This is a genomic window from Streptomyces sp. NPDC060002 (genome assembly GCF_042737245.1).
Lineage (GTDB): Bacteria > Actinomycetota > Actinomycetes > Streptomycetales > Streptomycetaceae > Streptomyces.
Map to the genome: position 1 here is coordinate 93,613 of NZ_JBHWUW010000001.1, position 18,796 is coordinate 112,408.

General features: G+C 71.6%; 17 protein-coding genes and 1 pseudogene. 8 read left to right on the forward strand and 10 right to left on the reverse strand.

The genetic code is table 11. From position 1 onward, the window contains the following. The first annotated feature begins 4 nt into the window (after positions 1-4). Positions 5-838 (forward strand): SAM-dependent methyltransferase, encoded by an 834-nt coding sequence (locus ACFWBD_RS00395; protein WP_385660491.1) that lies wholly within the window; start codon positions 5-7, stop codon positions 836-838. Between the two features lie 119 nt (positions 839-957). After that, positions 958-2,346: a S1 family peptidase gene (locus ACFWBD_RS00400; RefSeq protein WP_385660494.1), complete on the forward strand. Its 1,389-nt coding sequence runs from the start codon at positions 958-960 to the stop codon at positions 2,344-2,346. 59 nt (positions 2,347-2,405) lie between these two features. Here the strand turns inward: ACFWBD_RS00400 and ACFWBD_RS00405 are convergent, their stop codons facing one another. After that, positions 2,406-2,576, reverse strand: a complete 171-nt coding sequence (locus ACFWBD_RS00405) for a hypothetical protein (protein ID WP_385660496.1) — start codon at positions 2,574-2,576, stop codon at positions 2,406-2,408. Positions 2,577-2,687: 111 nt separating this feature from the next. Then, positions 2,688-3,848, reverse strand: a complete 1,161-nt coding sequence (locus ACFWBD_RS00410) for an ROK family protein (protein WP_385660499.1) — start codon at positions 3,846-3,848, stop codon at positions 2,688-2,690. A 154-nt stretch (positions 3,849-4,002) separates the two neighbouring features. On the opposite strand from ACFWBD_RS00410, the pseudogene ACFWBD_RS00415 reads away from it, so the two are divergent. Continuing rightward, a pseudogene (locus ACFWBD_RS00415) lies at positions 4,003-4,435 on the forward strand (sugar ABC transporter substrate-binding protein); the annotation flags it as partial. Positions 4,436-4,449: 14 nt separating this feature from the next. Continuing rightward, complete coding sequence (locus tag ACFWBD_RS00420; RefSeq protein ID WP_385661475.1) at positions 4,450-5,652, forward strand: Gfo/Idh/MocA family protein; 1,203 nt, start codon at positions 4,450-4,452, stop codon at positions 5,650-5,652. Positions 5,653-5,701: 49 nt separating this feature from the next. On the opposite strand, the gene ACFWBD_RS00425 is transcribed toward ACFWBD_RS00420, so the two are convergent. After that, positions 5,702-6,397, reverse strand: coding sequence for a L,D-transpeptidase family protein (locus ACFWBD_RS00425; RefSeq protein WP_385660502.1), 696 nt, complete (start codon positions 6,395-6,397; stop codon positions 5,702-5,704). A 234-nt stretch (positions 6,398-6,631) separates the two neighbouring features. Between ACFWBD_RS00425 and ACFWBD_RS00430 the strand changes: the two genes are divergently transcribed. Further along, a complete protein-coding gene (locus tag ACFWBD_RS00430; RefSeq protein ID WP_385660505.1) occupies positions 6,632-8,020 on the forward strand; it encodes a pyridoxal phosphate-dependent decarboxylase family protein in 1,389 nt (462 codons plus the stop codon). Here the strand turns inward: ACFWBD_RS00430 and ACFWBD_RS00435 are convergent. After that, complete coding sequence (locus ACFWBD_RS00435) at positions 7,998-9,278, reverse strand: MFS transporter (protein WP_385660508.1); 1,281 nt, start codon at positions 9,276-9,278, stop codon at positions 7,998-8,000. The two genes, ACFWBD_RS00430 and ACFWBD_RS00435, sit on opposite strands and share 23 nt — an antisense overlap. Before the next feature lie 100 nt (positions 9,279-9,378). Between ACFWBD_RS00435 and ACFWBD_RS00440 the strand changes: the two genes are divergently transcribed. Then, complete coding sequence (locus ACFWBD_RS00440) at positions 9,379-9,915, forward strand: hypothetical protein (RefSeq protein WP_385660511.1); 537 nt, start codon at positions 9,379-9,381, stop codon at positions 9,913-9,915. A gap of 4 nt (positions 9,916-9,919) precedes the next feature. Here the strand turns inward: ACFWBD_RS00440 and ACFWBD_RS00445 are convergent, their stop codons facing one another. From ACFWBD_RS00445 to ACFWBD_RS00455, 3 genes are all read right to left on the reverse strand, one after another. Next, on the reverse strand, positions 9,920-10,834 hold the full coding sequence (locus tag ACFWBD_RS00445) for an SDR family oxidoreductase (protein WP_385660513.1): 915 nt from the start codon (positions 10,832-10,834) through the stop codon (positions 9,920-9,922). A gap of 137 nt (positions 10,835-10,971) precedes the next feature. Further along, on the reverse strand, positions 10,972-11,601 hold the full coding sequence (locus tag ACFWBD_RS00450; protein WP_385660516.1) for an MBL fold metallo-hydrolase: 630 nt from the start codon (positions 11,599-11,601) through the stop codon (positions 10,972-10,974). Then, positions 11,601-12,686 (reverse strand): S-(hydroxymethyl)mycothiol dehydrogenase, encoded by a 1,086-nt coding sequence (locus ACFWBD_RS00455; protein WP_385660520.1) that lies wholly within the window; start codon positions 12,684-12,686, stop codon positions 11,601-11,603. Before ACFWBD_RS00455 ends, ACFWBD_RS00450 begins: the two co-directional genes overlap by 1 nt. Positions 12,687-12,859: 173 nt before the next feature. Between ACFWBD_RS00455 and ACFWBD_RS00460 the strand changes: the two genes are divergently transcribed. Further along, positions 12,860-14,614, forward strand: a complete 1,755-nt coding sequence (locus tag ACFWBD_RS00460; RefSeq protein WP_385660523.1) for an ABC transporter ATP-binding protein — start codon at positions 12,860-12,862, stop codon at positions 14,612-14,614. A 67-nt stretch (positions 14,615-14,681) separates the two neighbouring features. Here ACFWBD_RS00460 and ACFWBD_RS00465 read toward each other — a convergent pair whose 3' ends face one another. Further along, entirely contained in the window at positions 14,682-14,978 is a 297-nt protein-coding gene (locus tag ACFWBD_RS00465) for a hypothetical protein (RefSeq protein WP_385660526.1), read from the reverse strand. A gap of 170 nt (positions 14,979-15,148) precedes the next feature. Here ACFWBD_RS00465 and ACFWBD_RS00470 point away from each other — a divergent pair, with 170 nt between their 5' ends. Then, positions 15,149-15,514, forward strand: coding sequence for a nuclear transport factor 2 family protein (locus ACFWBD_RS00470; RefSeq protein WP_385660528.1), 366 nt, complete (start codon positions 15,149-15,151; stop codon positions 15,512-15,514). Positions 15,515-15,838: 324 nt separating this feature from the next. On the opposite strand, the gene ACFWBD_RS00475 is transcribed toward ACFWBD_RS00470, so the two are convergent. Then, positions 15,839-16,621 carry a hypothetical protein gene (locus ACFWBD_RS00475; RefSeq protein ID WP_385660531.1) on the reverse strand — a complete coding sequence of 261 codons (783 nt, stop codon included), beginning with the start codon at positions 16,619-16,621 and terminating at the stop codon, positions 15,839-15,841. A 145-nt stretch (positions 16,622-16,766) separates the two neighbouring features. Beyond that, entirely contained in the window at positions 16,767-18,725 is a 1,959-nt protein-coding gene (locus tag ACFWBD_RS00480) for an RICIN domain-containing protein (protein WP_385660534.1), read from the reverse strand. Positions 18,726-18,796 lie beyond the last annotated feature (71 nt).

The window sequence follows — 18,796 nt, forward strand, 5'->3', positions numbered from 1 at the left end:
ACCCATGACCCAGAACGCGCCGACCTTCGACGCGGCCACCCGGTCGCCGCACCTGCGGATCGACACCACCCGGCCGCACACCGCCCGCATCTGGAACTACTGGCTCGGCGGCAGGGACAACTACGAGGTCGACCGGGCCACCGGCGACCGCATCCGGGAGTTACATCCGGGCATCGGCGCATACGCCCGCGCCGACCGGCTCTTCCTGGGACGGGCCGTGAAGCACCTGGTGACCGAGGCCGGTATCCGGCAGTTCCTCGACATCGGGACCGGGCTGCCCACCGCGGACAACACGCACGAGGTCGCGCAGCGTCTCGCCCCGGACTGCCGGACCGTCTACGTCGACAACGACCCGCTGGTCCTGGCGCACGCCCGCGCCCTGCTCACCAGCACGCCGGAGGGCCGCACCGACTATCTCGACGAGGACCTGCGCAACGTCGACACGCTCCTCGAACACGCCGCGAACACGCTGGACTTCGATGCGCCCGTCGCGCTGATGCTGCTCGGCGTGGTCATCTTCGTCGGCGACGACGAGGACCCGTACGGCCTGGTGCGACGCCTGGTCGACCGGCTGCCCGCGGGCAGCCACCTGGTGCTGTCGCACACCGTCACCAGCCCGGCGATGCCCGACGTGGACGAGGCCGTCACGTTCTGGAACGAGCACGGCACGCCGAAGCTGACCCAGCGCACGCCGAAAGACGTGGCCCGCTTCTTCGACGGCCTGGAGCTGCTGGAACCGGGCGTGGTGTCCTGCTCGCGCTGGCGCCCGGAGGGCTTCGGGGACGGGGCCGCACCGGAGGAGGTCGCGATGTTCAGCGGAGTGGCACGCAAACACTGAGTTGATCATCTCCGCGCTGAACGCTGCGGAGCGCTCGCACGTATGGAGGTGAGGGCACTCAACGACCGGAGCGCCCCGCGGTGTTGAGGCCGTTCGTTCGGGGTTTCGGGAGCCATGACATGAGGCATGTACGACGACGGACCGTCCGGCGAGTGACACGGCTGGCGGCCGTCGGCGGACTCCTCCTGGGAGGGACCATGGTCACGCAGGCGGCCATGGCCGGCGAGCCGGGCACGGCCGCGGCGCCGCGCAGTGCGGCGGAGTCCGTCGTCACGAATCCGGGGGCGGCCCTCGTCAAGAAGCTCGGCACCTCGCGCACGGCGGGCACCTGGCTCGGTTCCGACGGGCGCCCGGTCGTCGCCGTCACCGACGAGGAGACGGCCGACACGGTCCGGGCCGCGGGCGCCGAGGCCAAGGTCGTCCCGCACAGCATGAACGAGCTCAAGTCGGCCACCGCCACCCTGCGTTCGGCGCCCAAGGTGCCCGGCACCGCCTGGGTGATGGACTACCGGACGAACCAGGTCGTCGTGCAGGCCGACAACACCGTGTCGGCCAACGACTGGTCACAGCTGACGGAGACGGCCACCGGCATCGGCAGCTTCGTCCGCATGGAGCGCACCACCGGCGAGTTCACCACCCGGATCAACGGCGCCCTGCCGATCCTGTCGACCGGCGGACGCTGTTCGGCCGGCTTCAACGTGACCAACGGATCGAACGACTTCATCCTCACCGCCGGGCACTGCGGACCCACCGGGTCCACCTGGTTCGCGGACAACCAGGCCAAGCAGCAGGTGGGCCAGACGGTCAACTCCAACTTCCCCGGCAGCGACTTCTCCCTGGTGCAGTACGCGAGCGGCAAGGCCGGCGCGGGCGCCGACGTGGTGGCCATCGGCAACGGTGACGGGGTGCGGATCACGGGCACCGGTGACGCGGCCGTCGGCCAGCGGGTGTTCCGCAGCGGCAGCACCAGCGGGTTGCGCGACGGCGAGGTCACCGGCCTCGACGCGACGGTGAACTATCCGGAGGGTACGGTCAGCGGGCTCATCGAGACGAACGTGTGCGCGGAACCGGGCGACAGCGGTGGCCCGATGTTCTCCGACGGCATCGCCCTCGGCGTCACCTCGGGCGGCAGCGGCGACTGCACCACCGGGGGGACGACGTTCTTCCAGCCGGTGACCAAGGCGCTGGCGCAGCTCGGGGTGCAGCTGATCGTGGCCGCCCCCTCCGACAACGCCGGCGCGTCCACGTCGTCCGCCGATCCCGCGCCGTCCGCCTCCTCCACCCAGGCGGGGCTCTCCCCGGGTTCCGTCTCGCCGGGCACGACCACTCCCGTGACGGGTACCGGAGTCAGTGAGACCCTCGCCTCCAAGCTCACCGATCCGAGGAACATCGGCCCCGGTCTGCTGGTCATTGCGGGCAGCATGGTCGCCCTCGTCGCGACCCGGTACATCCGCGCCGAGCAGGACCGCAAGGCCTACCAGCGGTACTACTCGGCGACATGGGGGTGATGGTCGGGTGCGACGCCCGGTGCGGGGCGCCGCTCTCGGGCGGCCCCGCGGCCGGGTGGTCAGGCCGCTTCGACGGAGGACGGAGCGGCGGCCCACTCCAGGACGAGCCGCTGGTACTCCGCACGCTGCTCGACGCTCAGTGTCCCGCCCGACCGGAGCCACAGGGCCCGGATCTCCGCGTTGACCTCTGCGGCCGATCGCTCGGAGAGGGATTCAACAGTGGTGGACATGGCGTGAAGCTTACGGCTTCGGAAGTGAAGGCCGCGTGAGTCATCACGAATGAACCGGACATAACGGACGTGTCACTGATCACGTCCATCTGTCAACCTCCCGGGCACAGTTCATCCCTCCGCCGCCCCCAGGACCAGCACCTGGATGGCCAGCACGGCGGCGCCGCGCGCCCAGTCGTGGAAGTCCGAGACCTTGGTCTCCAGGGCCACCGGGACGGCCAGCGGATGCCGGTGGGCCCGGATGGTCGCCTCCACCGTCGCCCCGCCGACGTCCATCAGGCCGACCCCCTCACCGGCGAGCAGGACCTTCTGCGGCATGGCGAAGTTGGCGATCTGCGCGATCAGCGTGCCCAGCGCGCGGGCCGCCTCGTCGACGACGCGGGCGGGCATGGGTTCCCCGGCCGCGGCGAGGTCGAGGATCTCCTCGTACGTCCACTCCCGGCCGGTGGCGGCCTGCACCTGGTAGCGGATGCTGGGGATGGTCAGCAGTGAGACGGCGCTGCCGCGCTCCCCCTCGGGGGTGAGCGGACCGTTCGGGTCGATGATCCAGTGCCGTCCGAAGCCGCCGTCCTCCTCGGCACAGGGCACCCGCCGGCCGGAAAGGACCAGGCCGTAGCCGATGCCCGCGCCGATGGTGAGGACCACGAACCGGTCGAGCCCGCGTCCCGCGCCGAACCAGGTCTCTGCCTCCACGAGGGCGGCGACGTCGTTCTCGAGGACCACGGGCAGCCCGGTGCGCTCCTCGACCAGCGCGGCCAGCGGGATGTCCCGCCACCCCAGGAAGGGCGATTCCCCGACCGTCGAGCGGTCCTCGACCCGCCCGCCCACCCCGATGCCGATCCCGGCGAGACCGGGATGGGCACGGGCCAGCTCGTCGGTCATCTCACCCAGCAGGGCGACGACCTCCTGGGGGTCGTGCGTGCCGAGCGGGCGGTCGTGACGGGCGACGATGTCGCTGCGCAGGGTGGTGACGACGCCGTACACCATGTCACCGGTGATCTTGAAGCCGATGAACGACCGGGACTGGGCGACCACGTCGAGCGGCCGCGAGGGGCGCCCCTGCCGCGTCTCCACCACGATGCCACCGTCGGGCGCCTCGACCAGCAGTCCCGACTCGATCAGCGGTTTGGTCAGCCGGGTGAGACTGCCGGCGGAGAGATTGAGCCGTCGTGCGAGGTCGGTGCGCGAGAGCGGGCCGTGGACGAGCACCTCGATCGCGACCGAGCGCTCCCCCGGGCTCAGCGGCAGCCAGCTGGCGGTACCTGTGGTCATGAGGGTCAGACTCCCACACGATCGCCGGCTTCTTTTCGCCTTGAAAGTATCCAGGTCACGATATGAGCCAGGCGGCCGTCGGAAACAAATACTTCCCCACCCCTTGACGGCTGGATTCTTTTGCCACAAAAGTAAGCGCCCAGGACGAGCCGTCAAGGGCCTGAACATCGGTGCCGCCGTCACGCCCGCCGGCCCGTCCGGCAAGCGCGCCCGATGATGAACGGCCTCGCCGACTCGATCACCAGGAACGCCCGCAACAACGCAGGCGCGAAGAAGTGGGTCGCGTACCTGGCGTCGGACGAGTGCCGGCGGACGGTGGGGAGCTACGGGATCGCCTTCCCGGCGACGCCCGACGGCACGACGGCCGCGGTGGCGGCGTACGAGAGAAGGGCATCGACGTCGGGAGCGTTCACCGAACCGGTCGCGACAAGAAGGACTTCGCCGCCTTCCCCTATCCGATCACCGACTACGCGGCCGACGTGTACGCGCTCATGCACCCCGCCATGCAGGACATCTTCGGCAACGGCAGGTCCGTGACCGGTCTCGACCGGACCAACAGCCGGATCAACCTCATCCTCGACCAGTGAAGGGCACGCCCCACATGACGTTCTCCCTCGGCATCGTCGGTGCCGGACAGTTCTCGGGACAGTTCGCCCAGCTGTTCCTGGCCCACCCCGGCGTCGGCGACGTGTACGTCACCGATCTGCTGCCCGAGCGCGCCGAGCGGCTCGCCGCCGACGTGGGCCTGACCGGGACCTTCCCCTCGTACGAGGCGATGCTGGCGTCCGAGGCGGTCGACGCGGTCGCCGTCTTCACCCAGCGCTGGACCCATGGCCCGCTGGTTCTCCAGGGCCTGGAGGCCGGCAAGCACGTCTACTCCGCCGTTCCCATGGCGATCACCACCGAGGAGATCGCGGCGATCATCGACGCCGTGCGGGCGACCGGGCTGACGTACATGATGGGCGAGACCAGCCAGTACAACCCGGCGACCGTGCACGCCCGCAACCAGATCGCCGAGGGCGCCTTCGGACGGATCTTCTACGCCGAGGGCGACTACGTCCACGACATGGACCTCGGCTTCTACGAGGCCTACCGGTACAGCGGCGGCGAGGACTGGAAGGCGACCGCCAGCTATCCCCCGCTGCTGTATCCGACGCACTCGGTGGGCGGCGTCCTGGGCGCCTGGGGGACGCATGCGCTGAGCGTGTCGGCGATCGGTGTCGTCGACGAGCGGGGGGACGGTGTCTTCGACAAGGAGGTCAGCCGATTCGGCAACGACTTCTCCAACGCCACCGCGTTGTTCGAGGTGGCGGGCGGCGGTTCGTTCCGCACGAACGAGTTCCGGCGGGTGGGATACCCCTCCCACATCCGCGAGTCCCGTTTCCGCTTCTTCGGTACCGAGGCGAGCATGGAGCAGCTCGCGACGGTGGCGCTGTGGCAGGACAAGAACGGGGTGAAGGACATCAGCGAGCTGCTCGAACCCAAGCCCACCCTGTCCCCCGACGACCCGTCACTCCAGCACATCGCGCCCGATCTGCGGGCCGCCTTCACCTCGGGTTCGGCACCCGTCCACGACCGTGCGCGGCTGCCGCGGGAGTTCGACGAGCTGCACAACGGACACGAGGGCAGCCACCACTTCCTGGTGGACGACTTCGTGACGGCGGTCGGCACCCGTACGCTGCCGTCCGTGAACGCCTGGGTCGCGGCCCGGTACACCCTGCCGGGCATCGTCGCGCACGAGTCCGCGCGGCAGGGCGGGGCCAGGCTGGAGATCCCGGACTTCGGGGACGCGCCCGGGGCGTGACGCCCGGAACGGCCGGGCGCCCCGCGCCACCTCGGTGACCTGGGTGGACTCAGGTGCCCGGCTTGCGGCCGTACACGAAGACGTCGTCGCCGTTCTTCAGCAGCGACCAGTACTTCTTGGCGGTCGTGGTGGTCATGTTGACGCAGCCGTGCGAACCCGGCGGGTTCCACATGCTGAGACCGACCGAGTGGAAGGCCTGGCCGCCGTCGAAGAACTGGCTGTAGGGCATCGGCACGTTGTAGATGCTCGACACGTGGTCGATGTGCCGCCAGTAGATCTTCTTCAGACCGGTGCGGGTCTCGTACCCGTTGCGGCCGGTGCGGACCGGGACGGGCCCGTAGACGAGCTTACTGCCGTCCTGGATCCAGCTGATCTGGAGGGTGAGGTTGACACAGGCGATGCGGCCCTTGTTGGTCGGGCACTTGCCGGCCTTGTTGGGCTTGTTGCCGACCGCTTTCTGCTTGTTCATGAGGTCCATCACGCCCCAGGTGACGGGCCCGGCGTAGCCGATGTTCGGGGTGATGCCGTGCTTGTTCTGGAAGGCCTGGATGGCCTTGCAGTCGGTGGTCGACTGCTTGCCGTCGACGGGCCGGCCGAGGAACTTCTCCACCTGCTTCTGGTACGGCCCGGCCTGCGTCGTACAGCTCGCGGCCTGCGCCGGCGCGGTGCCCAGCACCAGCGTCAGCGGCGCGACCAGGCCGGTGAGCCCGAGCACGACGGCCCCTCGTCTGCGTATGTCCCCCATGGCTGCCCTCTCCCTGGCACAGTTGTTGCGATCTCTTCCTCTTAGACAGCCGTAGCCGGGCGTCGGTTGTAGGCCGACCCCGGCTGTGACAGAACAGTCACCTTCTCGGCCGTCCTGTATGTTCCGTCTGTTCCGACTGTCCGGTTTATGCCGGGTGGTTGCGCCCGGCCACCCGGTCCAGTTTCCCTCAATTGGATCGGGCGCCGCCCGGCGCCCCCGCCCTACGCTCCCCGTATGCACCGCACTCTCGCCGACGATCTCTCCCGGCTTCCCGAACTCCTCCAGTCCGCCCGCGACTTCGCCGTCCGCGAGGTGACCGGCCTGGCGGAGCGGCCGGTGGTCCGCCTCGACCGGGCGCCCGACCGGGCGGCCCTTCCGGGCGAGGGGGCCGGGGCCGAGGGCGCCCTCGCCCGGTTCGCCGAGCACTGGGCGCCCGGCTTCTCCGGCTCGGCCGGGCCGCGCTACCTCGGCTTCGTCACGGGCGGAGCGACGCCCGCGTCGGTCGCCGGGGACTGGCTGACCGGCGCATACGACCAGAACGTCTCGGGGGCGGGCGGCTCGTGGGCGGCGGCGCTGGAGCGGGAGACGGTGGCCTGGCTGCGTGAGCTGTTCGGACTGGGCGAGGCGCACAGCGGGGCGTTCGTGACGGGAGCGACGGTCTCCACCACCGTCGGTCTCGCCGTCGCCCGTGAGTGGCTGGGCGAGCGGCTGGGGGTGGACGTGTCCCGGGAGGGCGCGGCCGCGCTGGGGCCCGTGGAGGTGCTCTCGGGCAGCCCGCACTCCAGTGTCGCCAAGGCGCTCTCGGTGCTGGGCATCGGCCGGGACCGGCTGCGTCAGGTGCCCGTGCTCGAGGACCGGGAGGCCGTCGACGTCGACGCGCTCGAGACGGCGCTGGCCGCGCTGGACGGGCGGCCGGCGGTCGTCGTGGCCAACGCGGGCACCGTCAACACCGTCGACTTCGACGATCTGCGGGCGATCGCGGCCCTCAAGGAGCGGTACGACTTCTGGCTGCACGTGGACGCGGCGTTCGGCGGTTTCGCCGCCCTCTCCCCCGCGTACGCGCACCTCGTCGACGGGCTCGACGCGGCCGACTCGGTCTGCGTGGACCTGCACAAGTGGCTCAACGTGCCCTATGACGCGGCCGTGCAGTTCACCCGCCGCCGCGACCTCCAGGTACGGGTCTTCCACAACGCCTCGCCGTACCTCGGGCTGCCCACCGGCGAGCCCGACTTCGTCCACCTCACACCGGAGAACTCCCGGCGACTGCGGGCGCTGCCGGCCTGGTTCTCGCTGGTGGCCTACGGGCGGGCCGGGCACCGCGAGATCGTCGAGCGGAGCGTGGACCTCGCGGCCCGGCTCGGTGCGGGTGTCGCCGCGCTGGACGGGCTGCGGCTGCTGGCCCCGGTGCGGCTGAACGTCGTCTGCTTCACCCTCGCCGACGATCCGACGCAGGCGCGAATCGACGCGCTCGCGCAGGCCGTGGCCGCCTCCGGGGAGGCGTTCCTGACGCCGACGGTGTACGGCGGAGTGCCGGCGCTGCGGGCGGCGTTCAGCAACTGGCGCACCTCGCGGGCGGACGGGGAGCGGGTGCTGCAGGCGCTCACCGCGGCACTTTCCGGCTGACCGGCACCGTCTCCCGCTGTTGCGGGAGTTCACGGCGGGAGCGGACCGGGGAGAGGAAGACGGGCAGGAAGTTCACCGCCAGCAGCGCGCCGCCCGCCCAGAGGGCGACCCGCACTCCGGCCAGCTCGCCGATGAGGCCGGAGACGGCTGCGCCCACGGCCAGCGCCCCGGTCAGGATGAAGCGGAAGGTGGCGTTCATCCGGCCCAGGAGGGCGTCCGGGGTCATCCGCTGGCGCAGGCTCACGCCGAGGACGTTGTCCACGCCGGTCTTGAGCAGGGTCAGTACCCAGGCCGCCCCCGCGATCCACAGCCAGGGCCCCCGGCCGATCAGGGGTACGAGCAGGGCCGCGGGCGCCAGGACCAGCCCGGTGAGGCCGAGCGCCCGGCCGTGTCCGAGACGCCTGGCCAGCGGCCGGGCACACCACGCGCCGAGCAGCAGCCCGAGTCCGCCCGCCCCCCAGAACAGACCCAACGCGCCTGCCGAGAGGTGGAGTTCACGGACGAACAGGATCGGCAGCATGGTGGTGACGATCTGCGAGCCGAGGTTGCTGAGGGCGGCGGTGAGTGCGAGCGCGCGCAGCTCCCGGTCGCCGAGGACGTGCCGTACGCCCTCCGCGATCTGGGCGCCCAGTCGGCTCGCGGGCGCCGGGCGGGGCGGGTCGTCGCCCGGCCGCAGCGCGCAGAGCTGGAGCGCCGAGGCGAGGTAGGCGCCGGCCGCGCAGAGCACGGCCACGGGTGCGGTGAGCAGTTGGACGAGTCCGCCGCCGGCGCCGCGCCCCGCGATGTTGCCCACGGCCTGGAGGCTCACGACGGCCGTATTGGCCCGCACCAGGGCGGCGCGGCCGACCAGCCGGGGCAGCACGCTCTGTGAGCCGACGTCGAAGAACACGGTCGCGCACCCGTTGAGCAGGACCACCGCGTACAGATGGGCGAGGGTGAGCGCGTCGGACCACCAGGCGAGGGGCACGGAGGAGAACAGCGCGGCCCGACCCAGATCCGCGCCGATCAGGATGCGGCCGTGCCGCATCCGGTCCACCCAGACCCCGGCCGGCAGCCCGATGAGGAGGAAGGCGACCGTGCTCAGCGCGGCCAGGGCACCCACCTGTCCGGGACTCGCGTCGAGCGCGGTCACCGCGACGAGTGGTACGGCGACATAGCTCACGTTCGTGCCGAGCTGGCTCAGCGCGGAGGCCGAGAACAGGACGCGGAAGTCGCGGACGCGCCAGGGTGAGGCGGCCGGTTCGGTGGAGGTCTGCACGGTTGCACGCTGCCCGACGCCCGGGGGCAGGACAAGTGAAAAGATCTGCACGGGCCGTTAAGCGCCTCTACCGCGTCAACAGGACGGAGATCGTGCGGAGATGTCCGCCTTCCTTCAGCAACTCCCCGCTCTCATAGGTGTCGTGGTCGGCGCCCTCGGCTCGTATCTGGCGATCGTGCGCAGCGACGGGGCCCGGTTCCGGCGCGAGACCGCGGCCCGGTGGGAGGAGCGGCGGCTGAGCGTGTACGGCGAGTACGCGCGGGCGCTGAAGAAGTCGGTGAACCTGACCTACCGCGTCGCCTCCCATCTCGGCAACGACCCGCACCCGCACCCCTTGTCCCCCGCCCAGGCCGAGCCGCTGCTCGCGGAGGCGACCGACGGACGCGACCCGGCCGGAGAGGCGCTGATCATGCTGGGCAGCCGGGAGGTGGTGGAGCGGGCGCGGGTGTGGGTGACCACGGTGATGGACATGGAACGGTTCATGCGCGAGGGGACGCACGACCCGCAGGCCTGGCAGGCGCTGCTGGAGCGGCAGCGGGCCGGTCGCGAGGGGTACTACGTGGCCGTACGCGAGGATCTCGCCCTGCCGCCGGGGCACCCGGCGCGCTGGGCGACCGCTCCGCTCTCCGACGCCTGAGCACTCAGCGGTAGCCCGTGGTGTCCGCCGCCTTCCCCGGGTCCTGCACCTCGACCATGTAGCGCCAGGCGTCCGGGCGGCTGCCGTCGAGGTCGGTGAAGCCGTACACCGGGGCGAGGCCCCCGCTGGACAGGGACCGTCCGTTGAAGCGGGCCACGTCGGGGTCGGCGGCCAGGGCGGCGACCGCCCGGCCGACGTAGCGGGGTGTCTCCGAGATGGCGAAGTGGGGGAAGCGGTCCAGGGCGTCCCGCCAGTTTTCCTCGCGGACGCCGAAGTGTTCGAGCATCAGCTCCGACCGCAGCCAGCCGGGGGTGAGCGCGACGGCGGTGGCGCCGCGCGGCCCGAGTTCGTGGCCGAGGGCGAAGGCCATACGCAGGACGGATGTCTTGGCCAGGTCGTAGAAGAAGTTCACGCGGTAGGTGTCACGGTTGTACTCGGTGGTGCCGTCGGTCATCTCGACGACCAGCCCGCCGGGCCGGCGCAGCAGCAGCGGCAGGGCGTGGTGGCTGGTGATCGCGTGGGTCTCGACGGCGAGCCGGAGCAGCCGGAGCCCGTTGTCGAGGTCGTGCTCCCAGACCGGGGTGTCCCATGCGAAGAGGTGCTCGGCGCCCCAGATGTCGTTGACGAGGACGTCGAGGCGGCCCTGCTCGTCCGCGACGCGCTCGACGAGGGCGCGGACCCGGTCCGGGTCGAGGTGGTCGGTGGGCACGGCGATGCCGTGGCCGCCCGCCTCGGTGACCAGGTCGGCGGTGTCCTCGATCGTCTCGGGGCGGCCGGACTCGGAGCGCCGGGCGCGGGTGGTGCGTCCCGTCACGTAGACGGTGGCGCCGGCCGCCCCCAGTTCCACGGCGATGCCGCGTCCCGCACCCCGTGTCGCCCCGGCGACCAGGGCGACCTTTCCTTCCAGCGGACCGGACATGTCCGACCTCCTGCGCGTGTTCCGGCGGTGTCGTCATCGAGGATCGATGGCGTGGACGAGGATCGCGCGCAAGCCGGACATCTCCTGTCACCTTTTGCCCGCCGGGTCACCCGGTCGGACGCGGGCAGCGGTCGCCCTCAGTGCCCCCGGGCGATCCACTCCTCCAGGTGCGGCGCCTCCGCGCCGATGGTCGTCGCGTCGCCGTGACCGGTCAGCACCTTCGTCTCGGGCGGCAGGGCGAGCAGCCGGTCCTTGATGGAGGTGATGATCGTCGGGAAGTGGGAGTAGGAGCGGCCGGTGGCGCCCGGTCCGCCCTGGAACAGGGTGTCGCCGGTGAAGAGCACCCCGAGGCCGGGGTCGTGGAGACAGACCGCGCCGGGCGCGTGCCCGGGCGTGTGCAGGACGGTGAGGTCGGTGCCGGCGGCCTCGATGACCTGGCCGTCGGCCAGGTGGGCGTCGGGGTCGCGGTCGGGGTGGGTGAGCTTCCACAGCGGCAGGTCGTCGGGGTGCAGCCAGATCGTGGCGCCGGTCGCGTCGGCGAGGGCGGGTGCGGCGTCGATGTGGTCGTTGTGGGCGTGGGTGCACACGATGGCCGTCAGCCGGCGGTCGCCCACGGCGGCCAGGATGGCGTCGGCGTCGTGCGCGGCGTCGATGACGATCGCCTCGTGGTCGTCGCCGACGATCCACACGTTGTTGTCGACGTCCCAGGTGCCGCCGTCGAGGCTGAACTGGCCGGAGGTGACGAGGCGTTCGATGCGCGCGGCCATCACAGCACCACCACCGAGCGCAGGACGTCGCCGTGGTGCATGCGCTCGAACGCCTGCTCCACCTCGTCGAGTCGGATGGTCTCGGTCACGAACGCCCCCAGATCCAGGCGGCCCTGCAGATGCAGGTCGATCAGCATCGGGAAGTCGCGCGAGGGCAGACAGTCGCCGTACCAGGACGACTTCAGCGCGCCACCGCGCCCGAAGACGTCGAGCAGGGGCAGCTCGAGCTTCATCTCCGGCGTCGGCACTCCGACCAGGACGACGGTGCCGGCCAGGTCGCGGGCGTAGAAGGCCTGCTTGTAGGTCTCCGGGCGGCCCACGGCCTCGATCACCACGTCCGCGCCGAAGCCGCCGGTCAGCTCGCGGATCGCCTCGACGGGGTCGGCCTCCTTGGAGTTGACCGTGTGCGTGGCGCCCATCTTCCGGGCGGTCTCGAGTTTGCGGTCGTCGATGTCGACGGCGATGATCTTCGCGGCGCCGGCCAGGTTCGACCCGGCGATCGCCGCGTCGCCGACACCGCCGCAGCCGATCACCGCGACCGTGTCGCCGCGGCCCACGTTGCCGGTGTTGATCGCCGCCCCGATACCGGCCATCACCCCACAGCCGAGCAGCCCCGCCACCGCGGCCGACACCGACGCGTCGACCTTCGTGCACTGCCCGGCCGCCACCAGGGTCTTCTCGGCGAACGCCCCGATGCCCAGCGCCGGGGACAGCTCCGTGCCGTCGGTCAGGGTCATCCGCTGCTTCGCGTTGTGGGTGTCGAAGCAGTACCAGGGGCGGCCCCGCAGACACGCCCGACACTGCCCGCACACCGCACGCCAGTTCAGGATCACGAAATCGCCGGGCGCGACGTCGGTGACGCCCTCACCGACCGACTCCACCACTCCCGCCGCCTCATGACCGAGCAGGAAGGGGAACTCGTCGTTGATCCCGCCCTGCTTGTAGTGCAGGTCGGTGTGGCAGACCCCGCAGGCCTGCACCTGCACCACGGCCTCACCGGGACCGGGGTCGGGGATCACGATCGTCTCCACCCGTACCGGCTCGTTCTTCCCCGGCGCGATCACTGCGCGCACTTCCTGCGGCATGGTGCTGCCCCTTTCGTCGGCGGTCGTACGTCCCGCTGCCGACCCTACGCGTGACTGATCGGTAAGGGCGCGGGCGGCAGGGCCGGCGCCCGGTCCGAACACGCCCTTCCCGGCCACGGCGGGCGACGGCCGACGTAGCCTGAGGCCCGCGACCCGACCTCCCGAGGAGCCCCGTGACCATCGCAGAGACCGCCGGCGGCCGGCCCCCGTGGCGACTGTTGCTCGACTACGTACGGCCACACCGCTGGTCCCTGCTGGCGGGTGCGGCGCTGTCGCTCGTCACCGGCGCCACCGGGCTGCTCCTGCCGCTGGTGGCACGGAAGTTGATCGACGACCTGGGCCACGACCGTTCCATATCCGGTGCGTTGCTCGCACTGACGGCGCTGGTCGTCGCCAACTCGGCGGTGGGCGCGCTGGGTTCGTTCGTTCTGCGGCGCACCGCCGAGTCGGTGGTGCTCGGCGCGCGGCGGGCGCTGTCCTCGTATCTGCTGCGGCTGCGGATCACGGCCGTCGACCGGAGCGAGCCCGGCGACCTCATGGCCCGTATCACCTCCGACACGACGCTGCTGCGCGAGGTCACCACCGACTCGCTGGTGGGCCTCGGCACCGGCGGGCTCACGCTGGCGGCCACGGTCGTGATGATGGGCGTGGTGGACCCGGTGCTGCTGGGGGTCACACTGGCCGTGATCCTCTGCGCGGGGACGGTCCTGGGCCTGATCGTGCCGCGGATCAACCGGGCCAGCCGCCGGGCGCAGGACGCGGTCGGCGTGATGGGCGCCTCGCTGGAGCGGGTGCTCGGCGCGCTGCGCACGGTGAAGGCCTCGGGCGCCGAGCACCGTGAGGAGGCGACGCTGCACGCGGCGGCCGAGGAGTCCTGGCGGCAGAGCGTGCGCGCCGCCAAGTGGTCGGCGGCCGCGGGCAACACGGCCGGTCTGGCGATGCAGACGGCCTTCATCACCGTCCTCGCGGTGGGCGGGGCGCGGGTCGCGACGGGCGCCATCGAGATCGGCACGCTGGTGGCGTTCCTGCTGTACGTCTTCTATCTGATGTCGCCGATCCAGCAGGTCGTCGGTGCGATCACCCAGTACCAGACGGGTTCGGCGGCCCTGAGCCGCATCCAGGAGGCCCTGTGGCTGCCCGCCGAGCCGGCGTCCCGGCCCGAGCCGCTGCCCGCGCCCGCCGCCGAACCGGCCTCGCTGGACTTCGCCGACGTCCGGTTCCGGTACGCCGACGACCTGCCGTACGTCCACCACGGGGTGACGTTCACCGTGCCGGCCCGGGGCATGACGGCGTTCGTCGGCCCTTCGGGCGCGGGCAAGACCACGGTGTTCTCGCTCATCGAGCGGTTCTACGACCCCGAGTCCGGCACGATCGCCCTCGACGGGCGCGACCTCGCGGACTGGGAGCTGTCCCGGCTGCGCTCCTCCATCGGCTACGTCGAGCAGGACGCCCCCGTGCTGTCCGGCTCGCTGCGCGACAACCTGCTGCTGGGGAACCCGTCGGCGGACGACGACACCGTGCGGGGCGTGCTGAGGACGACCCGTCTGGAGGGCCTGGTCGCTCGGCTGCCGCTGGGGCTCGACACCCTGGTCGGACATCGCGGGACGAAGCTGTCCGGCGGCGAGCGGCAACGGGTGGCCATCGCCCGCGCGCTGCTGCGCCGCCCGCGGCTCCTGCTGCTGGACGAGGCGACCTCCCAGCTGGACGCGGTGAACGAGGCGGCGCTGCGCGACACCGTCGCCGACGTCGCCCGGACGACCACCGTCCTCGTCGTCGCGCACCGGTTGTCGACGGTCACGACGGCCGACCGGATCGTCGTCATGGACGCGGGCCGGGTCCGCGCGGTGGGGACGCACCGTGAGCTCGTGGCGGGCGACCCGCTCTACGCGGAGCTGGCGGCCACGCAGTTCCTGGCGACGGTCGAGTGACCGGGGCGGAACGCGCGTGGGGGCCGCCCGGTCGTCCGGACGGCCCCCACGGGGCGAGGTGAGTCGCTCAGCCGATCGCGGGCAGCAGCCCGGTCACGGGAGCGACGAGGTCGGTGATCTGGTGCAGCTCGTTCAGCTGCCCGAGCTGGCCGACCTTGTTGAGCTCGCCCAGCTGCCTGGAGAGCGGCGGGAGGTCGGCCCGGTACTCCGCGGGAATCTGGCTCGTGGTGACCGAGTCCAGCACGGTCATCGGGTTGAGCCGGCCGGTGGCCGGAGCTTCGGCCGCGCTCGCCACGGGCGCCGCGAGGCCCGTGACCCCGGCGGCGAGAGCGGCGATAGCGGCGATGCGTCGAGTGGAGATCATGTCTACAGCAACGCCCCCGGCGCCCTCACGGACACGGGCGGGCGGCGGCGCTCACCCGACAGGCGGACGGAACCGCCTGCGCTTGCCGAGCCCGGCCTGCCGGAGGAGCCTCGAAGGTGAGGGTCGGGCGGCCGACCTCCCCTCGGCCGCGGCCCTCGCAGGAGGTCACCATGGGCACCGCGGCAGGATCCGCCTTCGACACCGAGACACTGCGCAGAGGCATAGAAGGACAGACCCCGACGACACTGCTGTCGCTCTACGCCGACGACGCGGAACTGAACGTCATCGACCACAACTCCCAGCCGAGCCGGCCCACGGTGCTGCACGGACGGGACGAGATCGGCCGGATGCTCGACGACGTCTACAGCCGGGACATGACCCACAAGCTGGAGGAGTGCATCGTCCAGGGCGACCGCGCCGCCTTCAGCGAGTCCTGCCGGTACACGGACGGCGTGCGCGTTCTCGCCGAGTCGATGATCACGTTGCGGGACGGCAAGATCGTCGAGCAGACCATGATCCAGGCATGGGACGAGTAGGGAGGAAGACCACCGGGGTCCAGGTCACTTCTCGGCTGACCTGGACCTTCTCGGTGCGGGCGGTGCGGGGGCGGTCGCGTCCGGCCCGGTCCGCGCTGCCGGTACCGGTTTCCACGGCGGGCCGGCGAGTGTCCGTGGCTCTGCTGCGGACAGCGCTGCGGGCAGTGCGGTCTCGTCCGCGTTCTCCGACGCCGCCCGCCTCTCGCACACGGTGCGCCCGGCGTCGGTGAGCCGCACCCGCACGCACCGAACCCCCTTCCCCCGTACGCCGGTTGCCGTACGCCGGTTGCCGGTTGCCGGTTGGCACCACCGGACGGTCGGCGGTCAGGCCCGTGTCGACGCGCTCGCCGCGTCGGCAGGGGTGGCCTCGGCGGCGATACGTCCGAGGCGCCGGATCACCGCGCTCAGCCTCGCCAGCGCCACCGCCGTACCGGCGCAGACGGGGACGGCGGGCCAGTACGCGAGGACGTGCCCGAAGGCCGCGTGGACGAGGAGGGCGAGCAGCGCCGCCAGGCCGACGGCCGACCCGAGCGCGCAGGGCCCGAAGCGGTCGTCGCGGCCCGCCCGGGCCCGGCCCGCCCGGGCCGCCCGGGCCGCCAGGAGGGCGGCGGCGGACACCGCGAGGGAGATCAGATAGGCCGTCGTCAACGGGGCCAGCACCATCAGCGTCACGTCCAGCGTCCCGAAGTGCCAGCCGGGCCACACGTCCTGGCCGTCGATCTCCACGACCCGGCCGTGCCACAGGCCGGCCACGACCCGCTTGCCCTCCCAGAGGTCGCGCCCGACCCGGTCCTCGACCTTGTCGACCCTCTTCCGCCCTTGGCCCAGGTCGAGTCGGACCGTGTACTCGGTGTGGCTGAAGTACGCGCCGCTGCCGCCGGCCTGTCCGCCGCCCGCGTATCCGGACACCGTGTGCGAGGTCAGCTCCGTCACGCTCGCGACGGCGGTGTGCAGGGATCCGTCCGACCGGGCGAGCGCCACGGCCGTCTCCTGGTAGGTGCGTCCGGCGAGCAGCAGGATCAGGACGGCCATGACGAGGCGGAACACCACCCGTCGGACGCGTCCGCCCCTGCTCCTGACCGGCTCGGCCTCTCTGGTGTCCGACATGGTCCCCCCTGGTCCCGCGCGTCGACTGGTCCGGCACGTCGACAGACACGGGAAACGCCCGGCCGGTTCCCCGTCACCGGCCCTCGGGCGTCTCTGCCCGGAAGTGCGGGGGCCCGGCCCGTGGGTCGGGCCCCCGCCCAAAGGGTCAGGTCAGCGTCCACTTCTGGTTGTCGGCGGTGCCGCAGGTCCAGAGCACGATCGGAGTGCGGTTGGCCGTGCCCGCACCGTTGGCGTCGAGGCACAGCCCCGCGTTGACGTTGGTGATCGTGCCGTCGCTGTTGACGTTCCACTTCTGGTTGTTCTGGCCGTTGCAGTCCCAGATCACGACCTTGGTGCCGTTGGTGGTGCCCAGGTTGTAGGCGTCCAGGCACTTGTTCCCGTACACCACGAGTTCCTTGCGGGAGGTGTATGTCCAGGCCTGGTTGGAGCCGCCGTTGCAGTCCCACAACTCGGCCTGGGTGCCGTTGGCGACGGTGCTGTTGTACAGGTCGAGGCAGCGGCCGGACTGCTTGCCGACGACGAGGGCGCCGTTCGCGCCGGCGAGGGGCTTGACCGTGATGTCGGCGAGGGTCGGGGCGCCCGTGAAGGCGAGCGTGTTGGACGAGCCCTTCGACAGAGCCACCTGGAGGGTGATCGTGCCCTGCGCGGAGCCCGTCGGCGGGAAGGAGACCGTCGTCGCGGTCTGGCCGTTGACCTTGAGCGTCGCGGTACGGGCGGTGGAGGCGGTGTTGGTGTAGGCGACGTCGACGACCTTCAGGCCGGTGTTCCCGGCGGCCACGCCGGAGAAGCTCGACGTGCCGGTGTACGTGCTGCCCGAGGCCTCGGTGCCGCCGGTGACGGTGAGCATGACCGAGCCGCCCGCCGGGACGCTCGCCGTGTAGCTCGTGGAGTACGTGCCGACGTCGGCGCGGGCCCACAGGTCACGGACGGTGGCGGAGGCGTTGGTCAGACCCAGGTCGGACCAGCGGACGGTGATGTTCTGGGCGGAGGATGTGCGGTTGAGCAGGACGACGGCACGCTTGCCGCTGCCGGCGAGGACCTTGCCGTACACCTGCGCTCCGGTGGCGTCCTCGGCGACCTTGACGCCCTGGAGGCCGCGCGCGTCCTGGTCCACGGCGATGACCTCGGGGTTCTTGAGGATGTTCGCCGTCTCCGTCGTCATCGTGGTCAGGTCGTTGCCGGCGAGGAGCGGGGCGCCGGAGACCGCCCACAGGTTCATGTGGGTGCGGTTCTGGGCGGCGGTGAAGCCGGTCATGCCGACCATCAGCATGTCCGGGTCGTTGTAGTAGCCGGTGTGCTGGGCGGTGGGGTGCAGGCCCTGGTCGAAGTTGGACAGCAGGTTCGTCATCGACGGGTTGTTGCCGTAGTAGATGATGTCGGTGCTGGTCCGGAACATCGGGGCGAGGCCGGGGGCCCAGTTCCAGGTGTTCTGGTAGCCCCAGTTGCAGATGGAGAGGGTGAGCGGGCGGCCGGTGGCGGCCGTCGCCTTCGTGACGGCGCCGCTGATCGCGGTGTACGCCGTCGCCGCGTCGAGGCCCTCGGCGTCACCGCCGCACCAGTCGACCTTCACGAAGTCGAAGCCCCACTGCGAGAACTGGAGCATGTCCTGGTCGTAGTGGCCCTCACTGCCGCTGCCCGGGGCGGCGGGCCGGCCGGTCGGGTAGTAGTAGCCGCAGCCGTCCTTGCCGGCGTCCGTGTAGATCCCGGCCTTGAGGCCCTTGCTGTGGATGTAGTCGGCGATGGCGCTCATGCCGCCGGGCCACTCGGACTCGTCGACGGTGATGTTGCCCCCGCTGTCGCGGGTGCCCTGCCACCAGCCCTCGTCGATGTTGATGTACCGGTATCCGGCCGCCGGCAGGCCCGCGGCGACGAACGCGTCGACCTGCTGCTTGATGACGCTGTAGTCGATCTTCGCGGCGAAGCTGTTCCAGGAGGCCCAGCCCATCGGGGCGGTGGGCACGGCGATCTGCCGCGAGGTCGCGGCCTGGGCCGCGCCGGGCTGGGCGAACAGCAGGGCGGCGGTCACCGTCAGCAGCAGGGCGAGTACCCGTGCGGCGGCGGATCTCCAGTGCCGGACCCGGCGCGCGGGGGGTGGGGGAAACATACGGCGGCTCCAAGCTTCGAAATATCGAACAAGGGTCGGCGAACCGAACGCGTTGCGCGCCGAAAGTAGAG

Excerpts from the sequence above, each read along its gene's own strand:
- ACFWBD_RS00400 (WP_385660494.1), top strand. The coding sequence starts at position 958 with ATGAGGCATGTACGACGACGGACCGTCCGGCGAGTGACACGGCTGGCG.
- ACFWBD_RS00440 (WP_385660511.1), top strand. The coding sequence starts at position 9,379 with ATGTCCGCCTTCCTTCAGCAACTCCCCGCTCTCATAGGTGTCGTGGTC.
- ACFWBD_RS00455 (WP_385660520.1), bottom strand. The coding sequence starts at position 12,686 with ATGCCGCAGGAAGTGCGCGCAGTGATCGCGCCGGGGAAGAACGAGCCG.
- ACFWBD_RS00480 (WP_385660534.1), bottom strand. The coding sequence starts at position 18,725 with ATGTTTCCCCCACCCCCCGCGCGCCGGGTCCGGCACTGGAGATCCGCC.
- ACFWBD_RS00395 (WP_385660491.1), top strand. The coding sequence starts at position 5 with ATGACCCAGAACGCGCCGACCTTCGACGCGGCCACCCGGTCGCCGCAC.
- ACFWBD_RS00450 (WP_385660516.1), bottom strand. The coding sequence starts at position 11,601 with ATGGCCGCGCGCATCGAACGCCTCGTCACCTCCGGCCAGTTCAGCCTC.
- ACFWBD_RS00445 (WP_385660513.1), bottom strand. The coding sequence starts at position 10,834 with ATGTCCGGTCCGCTGGAAGGAAAGGTCGCCCTGGTCGCCGGGGCGACA.
- ACFWBD_RS00470 (WP_385660528.1), top strand. The coding sequence starts at position 15,149 with ATGGGCACCGCGGCAGGATCCGCCTTCGACACCGAGACACTGCGCAGA.
- ACFWBD_RS00405 (WP_385660496.1), bottom strand. The coding sequence starts at position 2,576 with ATGTCCACCACTGTTGAATCCCTCTCCGAGCGATCGGCCGCAGAGGTC.
- ACFWBD_RS00410 (WP_385660499.1), bottom strand. The coding sequence starts at position 3,848 with ATGACCACAGGTACCGCCAGCTGGCTGCCGCTGAGCCCGGGGGAGCGC.
- ACFWBD_RS00420 (WP_385661475.1), top strand. The coding sequence starts at position 4,450 with ATGACGTTCTCCCTCGGCATCGTCGGTGCCGGACAGTTCTCGGGACAG.
- ACFWBD_RS00465 (WP_385660526.1), bottom strand. The coding sequence starts at position 14,978 with ATGATCTCCACTCGACGCATCGCCGCTATCGCCGCTCTCGCCGCCGGG.
- ACFWBD_RS00475 (WP_385660531.1), bottom strand. The coding sequence starts at position 16,621 with ATGTCGGACACCAGAGAGGCCGAGCCGGTCAGGAGCAGGGGCGGACGC.
- ACFWBD_RS00430 (WP_385660505.1), top strand. The coding sequence starts at position 6,632 with ATGCACCGCACTCTCGCCGACGATCTCTCCCGGCTTCCCGAACTCCTC.
- ACFWBD_RS00425 (WP_385660502.1), bottom strand. The coding sequence starts at position 6,397 with ATGGGGGACATACGCAGACGAGGGGCCGTCGTGCTCGGGCTCACCGGC.